Below are 9,459 nucleotides of genomic sequence, written 5' to 3' on the forward strand. Positions count from 1 at the left end.
ATTCAGAAAACGAACAGAGGGGCGCGCAAATGCTTTCGAAAATGACACGACGATTACGCGATCGCACCGTGGTCACGGCTGGGATCCTGGCGCTGATGGGATGTGACGTCTATGCGATGGACGCCAACGCACTCGGCGGCAACAACGCCAACGCCAACCGGACCGAAACCCCGATCAAGCACGTGATCGTCATTCTCGGCGAGAATCGTACCTTCGACCACGTCTTCGCCACCTATGAGCCGCGCGCAGGCGAGCGCGTCGACAATCTCCTCTCGAAGGGCATCATCACCAAGGACGGCAATCCGGGTCCGAACTATGCCAAGGCGGCACAGTTCTCTGCGGTCGTCAACAATACTTTCTCCATCAGCCCCGGCCAGAAGACGCCATACAACCACACGACCAACAAGGTGCAGGCCCCGGGAACCTCCTACGCTCCGCAATCCTGCTACACTTCAGTCGATCAAGCCGCGCTCAATGGTCCGGGCTGCCTCACCACGTTGCAACTCGCGGCCCAGGCCGACTATGGCCTGAGGAAACAGGACCTGCCGTTGCTGACGACCGGTGCGACGGGACTCCCCGGCAATTCGCCGGACTCGCGCATCGTGGATTCCGACAATCTGCCGAACGGCCCCTACCCATTGGTCACCCTCCCGCAAGGTGACGAAATTCCGGTGAGCCTCTACAAGACCTACGGCGGCAGCCCGGTGCATCGTTTCTACCAGATGTGGCAGCAGCTCGACTGCGATGTCGGCAAAGCCACTCACCAAAATCCAAGCGGATGCCAATCCGACCTGTTCACCTGGGTCGAAGAGACGGTCTCTTCAGGTAGCAATGGCAACCCAACGCCGAAGCCGCTCAAGGAAGGTGATATCGCACTCGGCTTCTACAACGTCGCCCGGGGCGACGCGCCTTATCTGACCGAGCTGGCGCGCAAATACACGCTCAACGACAACTATCATCAGGGCGTGATGGGCGGTACTTTCGCCAACCACATGATGATCGGCTACGCCGACGCGCTCTATTATGCTGACGCCAAGGGCGACCCGGCGACACCGGACCACGTTCTGGTTCCCGGCTCAAACCCGCCGCAATATGTCAACGAGATCGAGAACCCGAACCCGGCGCCGGGCACCAATAATTGGTATCTCAACGACGGCTATGGCGGCGGCAGCTACTCGAACTGCTCGGATCCGAACCAGCCAGGTGTTGGCCCGGTCGTCAACTATCTGAACGCCATCCACGTGTCGCCGCGTTGCGCGCCGCACGCCTACTATCTCCTCAACAACTACGTTCCGGCCTATATCGGCAGCGGCGCCACCGATCCCGTCAACAACGGTCCGTTTACTCTGCCGCCCGTGATCAAGCAGCGGCACATCGGCGATGCACTGACACAGGCGGACGTCTCCTGGGCCTATTTTGGCGAGCGCTGGAACGACTTCAAGACCGCGCCGGGCGAAGGAGCCAATTTCGGCGCACTCGATCCGGTGGCCTACCTCTATTGCAATATCTGCAATCCATTCCTCTTCTCCGCCTCGGTCATGACCGATGCGGCGCAGCGCAACGCACATCTGAAGGACACGCTCGATCTCTATGACGCCATCGCCGACGGCAAGCTGCCGGCCGTTTCCTTCGTCAAGCCGAGCACCTTCAACGACGGCCATCCGTCGTCGTCGCGGCTCGACATCTTCGAAGCTTTCGCCAAGCGGATCGTCGACCAGGTGAAGTCGAACAAGGAGCTGTGGAAGTCGACCGCGATCGTCATCACCATGGACGAGGGTGGCGGCTACTACGACTCCGGCTATGTCCAGCCGGTCGACTTCTTCGGCGACGGCACGCGCATCCCCCTCATCGTGGTCTCGAAATATTCGCGCGGCGGACATATGTCGCATGAATATTCCGACCATGCCTCGATCACCAAGTTCATCGAGCGCAACTGGCACTTGAAGCCGCTGGGGCCGAAAACGCGCGATACGTTGCCCAATCCGGTGGCTTCGGACGACAATCCCTACGTTCCGACCAATCGGCCGGCGATCGGCGATCTCTTCGGCAACTTCAACTTCGCCGATCGACACGACGACGATCGCGACGATGATTGATCGCGGCCGATAGGCTTCATCCGCACGACCCGGCGGCCGCACCGCCGCCGGGTCAATCTCGTTTTACTCATCGCAGCATGGAGTCATCGGGTGGACGTCACGCTATCGCCTACCGCGGGCACCGCTTCGATCGACGCAGCGCGCCTCGCCTTCGCAGGCGGCGATCTGGCGGCGACCGAGCGGATGTGTGCGCAGCTCCTGGCCGGCAATTCGTCGGACTGGCGGATCTGGGCGCTCCTGACCGAGACCGCGCTCTCGCGCGGCCGGCAGGATGCGGCGACCGTCAGCGCGGATCGCGCCGTTGCGCTGGCGCCAGCCAATCCGATCGCGCTGGCGTTGCGCGCCAAATGTCTGTTCCTGGGCGGTGAGACGCGCCAGGCCTGCGAGGCGACGGAGGCCGCGGCGAAGCGCCTCGGCGATGCACCGGACGCGCTTGATGCGGTTGGCGCGATGTTCGGGCTGCTCGGGCTCCAGCAACGGGCGAGGGAGCTGTTCCGCCGCGCGGTCGAGCTGCGGCCCGGCGTGCCGCAATATCTGTTCAATCTTGCCGCGGCCGAGCGGATGATCGGTGCGCTCGATGATGCCGAAACGCATTGCGACGCGGCAATCGCCTGCGAACGCAACTACGGCCTTGCCCATTACCTGCGCTCGGACCTTCGCATCCAGACCGCAGACCGTAACCATATCGACGAGATGGAAGCGCTCATCGTCGAGGGGCGGCTGTCGGCGGCGAGCGAGGTGACGCTGCGCTTTGCGCTCGGCAAGGAATGCGAGGATCTTGAGCTCTGGGGCCGCGCCTTCGATCACGTCGAGGCCGGCTGCCTCTTGCAGCACCGATCGCTGCCGCGCGACCCCGCGGCCGAGATTGGCGAGATCGACGCGATCATCCAGGCGCACACGCGTCGCTGGATCGCGGCGGCGCCGCGCGGTCACGCCGAGGCTGCGCCCGTTTTCGTCACCGGCCTGCCGCGCACCGGTACCACGCTGGTGGAACGGATCATCGCCAGCCATTCCACCATGCACTCGGTCGGCGAGACCAGCGCGTTCGCGGCCGAGATGCGCCGTACGATGGTGGCGCGCCCGGGCGGCCGGGACCTCGAAGGCATCGGCAGGCGCTATCTCGATACGGCCGCAGCGCTGCGCGTGCCGGGCAACGTCCGCTTCATCGACAAGACGCTGGAGAACTATCTTTATTGTGGCCTGATTCACGCGGCGCTGCCGTCGGCGAAGATCATCCTGGTGCAGCGCCATCCGATGGATTCGTGCTGGGCGATCTACAAGGCGCACTTTCGCGGCAAATTCTCATTCGCCTATCACCAGATCGAGCTCGCAGAGTATTTCCTGGCCTATCGCCGGCTGTCGCAGCATTGGCGGAGCGTACTGCCGCCGGATGCGCTGATGGAGATCAACTACGAGGATATCGTGCGGGACCAGATGGCGGCGAGCCGAGAGATCATCCGTTTCCTGGGGCTTGCCTGGGAGGACGAGGTGATGCGGTTTCACGAAAGCCCGGCACCGTCGGCGACCGCCAGTGCCGTCCAGGTACGCCGGCCGGTCTACGCATCCTCGGTTGGCAAATGGCGTCACCATGCCGAACGGTTGGCGCCGCTGCGCGAACGCTTGGCGAGGGAGATTCCGGAGGCGGAGCTGGTATGACGATGCGGCGTCTCCTTCTACTGCTCATGACCGAAGCGATCATCGTCGCCTTCAGTCAGGCGGCATCGGCGGAAGTGCAGGTCGGCGGCAGGCTGGATGCCGTGCATATCGAGGCCCGCGACGCCACCCTCCGTGACGTCCTGGTGGCGCTGCACGAGCGCTTCAATCTGCGCTATCGCGCGAGCAACACGCTCGAAACGCAAATGACCGGCGTGTTCGATGGGCCACTATCGCGCGTGGCAGCCAGGGTCCTCGATGGCTACGACTATGCGATGCGGATTACGCCGGATGGTGTCGACCTGCTCGTGCTGGCACGGCAGCAGTCCAGCGCCGCCGTCGTGGTTGCGGTGACGCCGGCAAGTGCGGCGAGGCCGCCGCTCACGGCGGCGGAACGCAGGCACTACGAGCGCGGGCACCTGCGCTAGCGCCGGCTTAACCCGCCGTCACGTCCACCGTCTCGCCGCCGTCCAGCACTTGCGCCGCCTTGACGCGGTCGAGATCACCTTCCCAGGCCGCGACCACGACGGTGGCGACGCAGTTGCCGATGAGGTTGCCGACGGCGCGCGCCATGCCGATGAACCAGTCGACCGAGAGCACCAGCACGAGGCCGATCGCGGGAATGCTCGGCACCGCGTTCAGCGTCGCCGCGAGGATCACGATCGCCGAGCCCGGCACGCCGTGTGCGCCTTTCGACGTGATCAGGGACACGCCGAGCACCAGCAGGAGATCGCCAAAGCCCAGTGGCGTGTTGGTTGCCTGCGCGATGAAGACTACTGCAAGCGTCAGGTAGATCGAGAACGCATCGAGGTTGAAGGAATAACCGGTCGGGATCACGAGACCGACCACGGAATCCTTCACGCCCATCCGCTCGAGCTTATTCATGATCTGCGGCAGCACCGCATCGGAAGAGGCGGTTGCGAGCACGATGGTCAGCTCCTCGCGCAAGTAGGCGAGGAATTTGAGGATGTTGATTCCGGCGAGCGCCATCACGCCGCCGAGCACGCCAAGCACGAAGATGCCAACCGAGACGTAGAACAGCATGACCAGCGACACGAGCTGTTTCAGCGAACCCACGCCGTATTTGCCGACGGTGTAGGCGACCGCGCCGAGCACGCCGAGCGGGGCAACCCGCACGATCAGCCCCATGACGCGGAACAGTACGGTGGAGGCCGCATCGATGATGGTCGTGACGAGCTTGCCCCGCTCGCCGCCGACGAGCGCGAGGCCGACGCCGAACAGCACGGCGAAGAACAGCACCTGCAGCACGTCGTTGCGCGACAGCGCATCGAACGAGGTCGACGGGATCACATTGAGCAGGAAGGCGCCGACGCCAGCGCCTTGCAGCTTGTGGGCGTTGTCGGCATAGGTGTTCAGCGCCTTGGCGTCCAACGTCGAGGGATCGATATTCATGCCGTGGCCGGGGCCGAAGACGTAGGCGAGGATGAGGCCGACCACGAGCGCCACCGTCGTCATGGCCTCGAAATAGACCAGCGCCTTGACGCCGACGCGGCCGACCTTCTTGAGATCGCCGGCGCCGGCAATGCCGTGCACGACCACACAGAAAACGATCGGCGCCACGATCATCGAGATCAGCTTGAGGAAGGCGTCGCTCAGGATCTTGAGGCTGATGGCGAAGTCCGGGAACTTCACGCCCAGGATGATGCCGAGCGCGAGCGCCGCCAGAACCTGGACGAACAGCGAGGTATAAAGCGGCTTCGGCTCTGCGGCCGGCGCCGCGGTGATGGTCGACATGGTGAACTCCCCCGGTTTGACGCGTCTTGGACGCCAAAAAGGAGCAACAACCGTGCCAGATTGTCGCGGTGGGAACGGGAATTCGTTCGTTTTTCTCGATTTTTCCCCCGCGCTTCGCTTCAAACCGAGGGAATGATGGTCCCTTCGAGGGATGCCCCGCCGGCCTGTTGGGTCGGGCCGTCCGAGTGCCGCCTCAGGATCAGCGGCAGCAGCCCGCCGACACGCAGGGTCTCACATTCCAGATTGGTTTCCACCGCGGCGACGGCAACAAAGCGGTCGATCTCGGCATCGTCCCGCAGGATGCGAACGTTGACCGCGGCGCGCGGCTTGAGCGTGTCGACGGGTGCGTAGATCTCCAGCCTGTCGTCCGGCCTGAGGCGCAGCGTTTGCGGTCGGCGATCGGCCGGCAGGAGCAGCGGCAGAATGCCCATGCCGATCAAGTTGGAGCGGTGGATGCGCTCGAAGCTCAACGCCAGCACGGCACGCGCGCCGAGCAGCGCAACGCCCTTCGCCGCCCAGTCGCGCGACGAGCCCATGCCGTAGCGCTCGCCGGCGACGACAACGACCGGGCGCTGCTGCTTCTGATAGTGATCGGCAGCAAGCCGGAGCGACAGCCGTTCACCGGAGCCTGCAAGGATCGTCTGACCCGGCGCCAGATCTGGGGCGAGCAGGTTGCGCACGCTCTTGTTGGTGAAGAGCCCGCGCAGCATCACCTCAAAGTTTCCGCGGCGTGACGCGAACACGTTGAGATCATGTGGGTCCTCGCCGCGCGCGACGAGGTGACGCGCCGCCTCGCTGTTCGCGGCGATCGCGCCTGCCGGCGAGATGTGGTCGGTCGTGATGTCGTCGCCGAGCACCAGAAGCGGCGTCGCCGCATAATGTCCGAGGTGCGTGCCACGGCCGAAATCCGCGAAAGGCGGGCGGCGGATATAGGTGGAAGCGTCGTCCCAGGGGAACAGCGCCGTGCGGGGAGCCTCGACGGACTTCCAATCGGCGCTGGCTTCCGCGGCGTCGTAGGCGCGGCTGTAGTCGCTCGTTTCGCGCGCAAGCGCCAGCGCCGTATCGATCTCGCGGCCGGTCGGCCAGAGATCGGCAAGTCGCACCTCGGCGCCGGCTGAACTGCGTGCGATCGGATCGCGCAAAATGTCGCGTGCGACATCGCCGGCGAGTGCGAAGGCCACGACGAGCGGCGGCGAGGCAAGAAACCCGAGCTCGATCTGTGAATGCACGCGGCCGGGGAAATTGCGGTTGCCGGACAGCACGGCGACCGGCGCCATCTGCTTTTCGGCCATCGCGCTGGCCATGCGCGGTGCCAGCGGCCCGGAGTTTCCGATGCAGGTTGTGCAGCCATAGCCGACGATGCCGAAGCCGAGCGCCTCGAGATCGTCAAGTAGGCCTGAGCGTCGCAAATATCGTTCCGCGGTCGGCGAGCCCGGTGCGAGCGAGGTCTTCACCCAAGCGGGCGGCATGAGCCCGAGCCGCCGCGCCTTGCGCGCGAGCAGGCCCGCGGCGATCAGGAGCCTTGGCTCCGAGGTGTTGGTGCAACTCGTGATCGCGGCGATCGCGATCGCACCATTGACCGGCGGATCGTCGCGCTCCACGTTGGTGGTTGTAGCGGAGCCTCCGAGCGAAAGTGCCTCGGCGGTCTTGCCGGCAGCGATACGGTCCTGCGGGCGGCGAGGGCCGGCGAGGCTGACCTCGACCTCGTCGAGATCGATGTTGATCGTCTCGGTGTAGCGGGGTGCGGCCTCGGGGTCGAACCAGAGTTTTTGGCGGCGCGCATAGGCTTCGACCAGCGCGACCTGCTCGCGCGATCGGCCGGTCTGCCCGAGATAATCGAGCGTCCGCGCGTCGATCGGGAAGTAGCCGGAATTGGCGCCGAACTCCGGCGTCATGTTGGCGACGACGGCCCGGTCGCCGGCCGAGAGCGCAGCGACGCCTGGCCCAAAGAATTCGACAAAGCGGTCCGCAAGATCGATTTGCCGAAGGCGCTCCGTGACGGTCAGCGCGAGATCGGTCGCGAGTACGCCTTCACGCAGCCGCCCGGTTAGGCGTACACCGACGACATCAGGCACGCGCATCGCTACGGGCATGCCGAACATCACGCTTTCGGCTTCCAACCCGCCAACGCCCCAGGCAAGCACGCCGATCCCGTTGATCATGGGGGTGTGGCTGTCCGTGCCGATCAGCGTATCGGGCGTGGCCCAGGTCTCGCTGTCGCGGCTCAAGATCGTCACAACGCTCGCAAGTCGCTCGAGGTTCAGCGTGTGCATGATGCCGGTGCCGGGCGGATGCACGCGCACGCCACCGAGTGCCTGACTGGCCCATTTCATGAAGCGGTAGCGCTCGCCATTGCGCTTGAGCTCATGCGCCATGTTCAGCGCCATGGCGTCTGGTTGCGCAAATACATCGACGCCGAGCGAATGATCGGTCGAGACGTCGACCGGCAACACGGGATTGAGCCGGGTCGGATCGCCGCCGGCTTCTGCAAGGGACGCGCGCAGGCCTGCGATATCGACCAGTGCCGGACCGCAGGTCGTGTCGTGCATGAGAACGCGCGAGGGCTGGAAGGTGATCTCGCGGTCGCTGCGTCCATCGGCGAGCCAGCCGAGGATGGCGGCAACCGATGCATCCCGGTCCGCACCGCCGATGCGCAGCACGTTTTCGAGCAGGATGCGGTGGATCACGGGCAGGCGAGTGAGGTTGTCGCCGGCGACTACCGTGATGTCGGCGATGCGATAAACTTGCGTGCCGCTAACGAGCGTCGCGAAATCGGTCATCCTGATGTCCTCGCTATCCAATCAGGCGTGTTGCTCGGCAGCTTGCGTCTGCGCTTCATCCGCGTTCCCCATCCGGGCGAACCATGTCATCAGGAAGGACACGAACAACAATCCGCTGAGGAACAGGAGCCCGCCATAGGTGCTGCCGGTCCATTCCTTGATCGCGCCGATGGCGTAGGGGCCGGCGAAGCCGCCGAGATTGCCGATGGAGTTGATCGCCGCGATCGACACCGCCGCGGTCGAGCGGGTCAGGAAAAGGCCGGGCAGCGACCAGAACGGCGACTTGAAGGCATAGATGCCGGCGAGCGACAGCGAGATTAGCGTCATGGCGACAGCGGGTTGTGCGACGAGCCCGGTGAGCGCCAGCGCGGCCGCACCCCACAACAGCGGAATGGCCGAATGTCTCTGCCGCTCGCCGGTGCGGTCGGAGTTGCGCGACCACAGCACCATCACGATCGTCGCAAAGGCATAGGGCAGCATGGCCACGAGGCCGATCTCGAAATTCGTCAGCGAGGACGAGAGGCCCTTGATGATCTGCGGCATCCAGAGTCCGATGCCGAGATTGCCGACCTGGTAGATGAAATAGATCACCGACAGGAACAGTACTTTTGGGTTGGTGATCGCTGCAACGATGCCGAGATGCTGAACGTTACGCCGGCCGGCGTGGTCCTTTCGCAGCTCCTCGGTGAGCCAGTCGCGCTCCTGCTGCGTCAGCCATTTGGCCTGCTCCGGGCGATCGGTCATGATGAAGTAGTTGACGATTCCGGCGACGATGGCGGGGCCACCTTCGAGCAGCAGCATCCAGCGCCAGCCACTGAGGCCAAAGGCTCCGACGTGATCCATGATCCAGGTGCTGAGCGGTGCGCCGATCAAATACGACACCGGGATGGCCGCGGTGAACAGGGCGACCGTGGTCGCCTGCTCCTTGGCGCGGAACCAGTAGGTCAGATAGATGATGATGCCCGGGAAGAAGCCCGCTTCGGCGACGCCGAGCAGGAAGCGCAGGAAATAGAGCTGCATTGCGCTCTGCACGAAGGCGCTTGCAGTCGCGACGATGCCCCAGCTGATCAGAATGCGCGAGATCCAGATCCGCGCGCCGTATTTGTTGAGCGCGATGTTGCTCGGCACCTCGAACAGGAAATAGCCGATGAAGAAGATACCGGCGGCAAAGCCGA

General features: G+C 64.5%; 6 protein-coding genes. 3 read left to right on the forward strand and 3 right to left on the reverse strand.

What is annotated here, in order from left to right:
- The first annotated feature begins 41 nt into the window (after positions 1-41).
- From Q3C01_RS35085 to Q3C01_RS35095, 3 genes are all read left to right on the forward strand, one after another.
- A complete protein-coding gene (locus Q3C01_RS35085) occupies positions 42-2,096 on the forward strand; it encodes an alkaline phosphatase family protein (RefSeq protein WP_458149839.1) in 2,055 nt (684 codons plus the stop codon).
- Between the two features lie 90 nt (positions 2,097-2,186).
- The gene (locus Q3C01_RS35090) at positions 2,187-3,752 is read left to right on the forward strand and encodes a tetratricopeptide repeat-containing sulfotransferase family protein (RefSeq protein ID WP_458149840.1); all 1,566 of its coding nucleotides are present in this window, start codon (positions 2,187-2,189) and stop codon (positions 3,750-3,752) included.
- Positions 3,753-3,754: 2 nt separating this feature from the next.
- Positions 3,755-4,177, forward strand: a complete 423-nt coding sequence (locus Q3C01_RS35095; RefSeq protein WP_458149841.1) for a hypothetical protein — start codon at positions 3,755-3,757, stop codon at positions 4,175-4,177.
- A gap of 7 nt (positions 4,178-4,184) precedes the next feature.
- Here the strand turns inward: Q3C01_RS35095 and Q3C01_RS35100 are convergent, their stop codons facing one another.
- The 3 genes from Q3C01_RS35100 to Q3C01_RS35110 form a co-directional block, all read right to left on the reverse strand.
- Entirely contained in the window at positions 4,185-5,504 is a 1,320-nt protein-coding gene (locus tag Q3C01_RS35100; protein ID WP_458149842.1) for a dicarboxylate/amino acid:cation symporter, read from the reverse strand.
- A 119-nt stretch (positions 5,505-5,623) separates the two neighbouring features.
- On the reverse strand, positions 5,624-8,284 hold the full coding sequence (gene acnA / locus Q3C01_RS35105) for an aconitate hydratase AcnA (protein WP_458149843.1): 2,661 nt from the start codon (positions 8,282-8,284) through the stop codon (positions 5,624-5,626).
- A 21-nt stretch (positions 8,285-8,305) separates the two neighbouring features.
- Positions 8,306-9,459: MFS transporter (locus tag Q3C01_RS35110; RefSeq protein ID WP_458149844.1), on the reverse strand; the 1,154-nt coding region annotated here is incomplete at its 5' end.

The organism is Bradyrhizobium sp. UFLA05-109 (assembly GCF_054185165.1).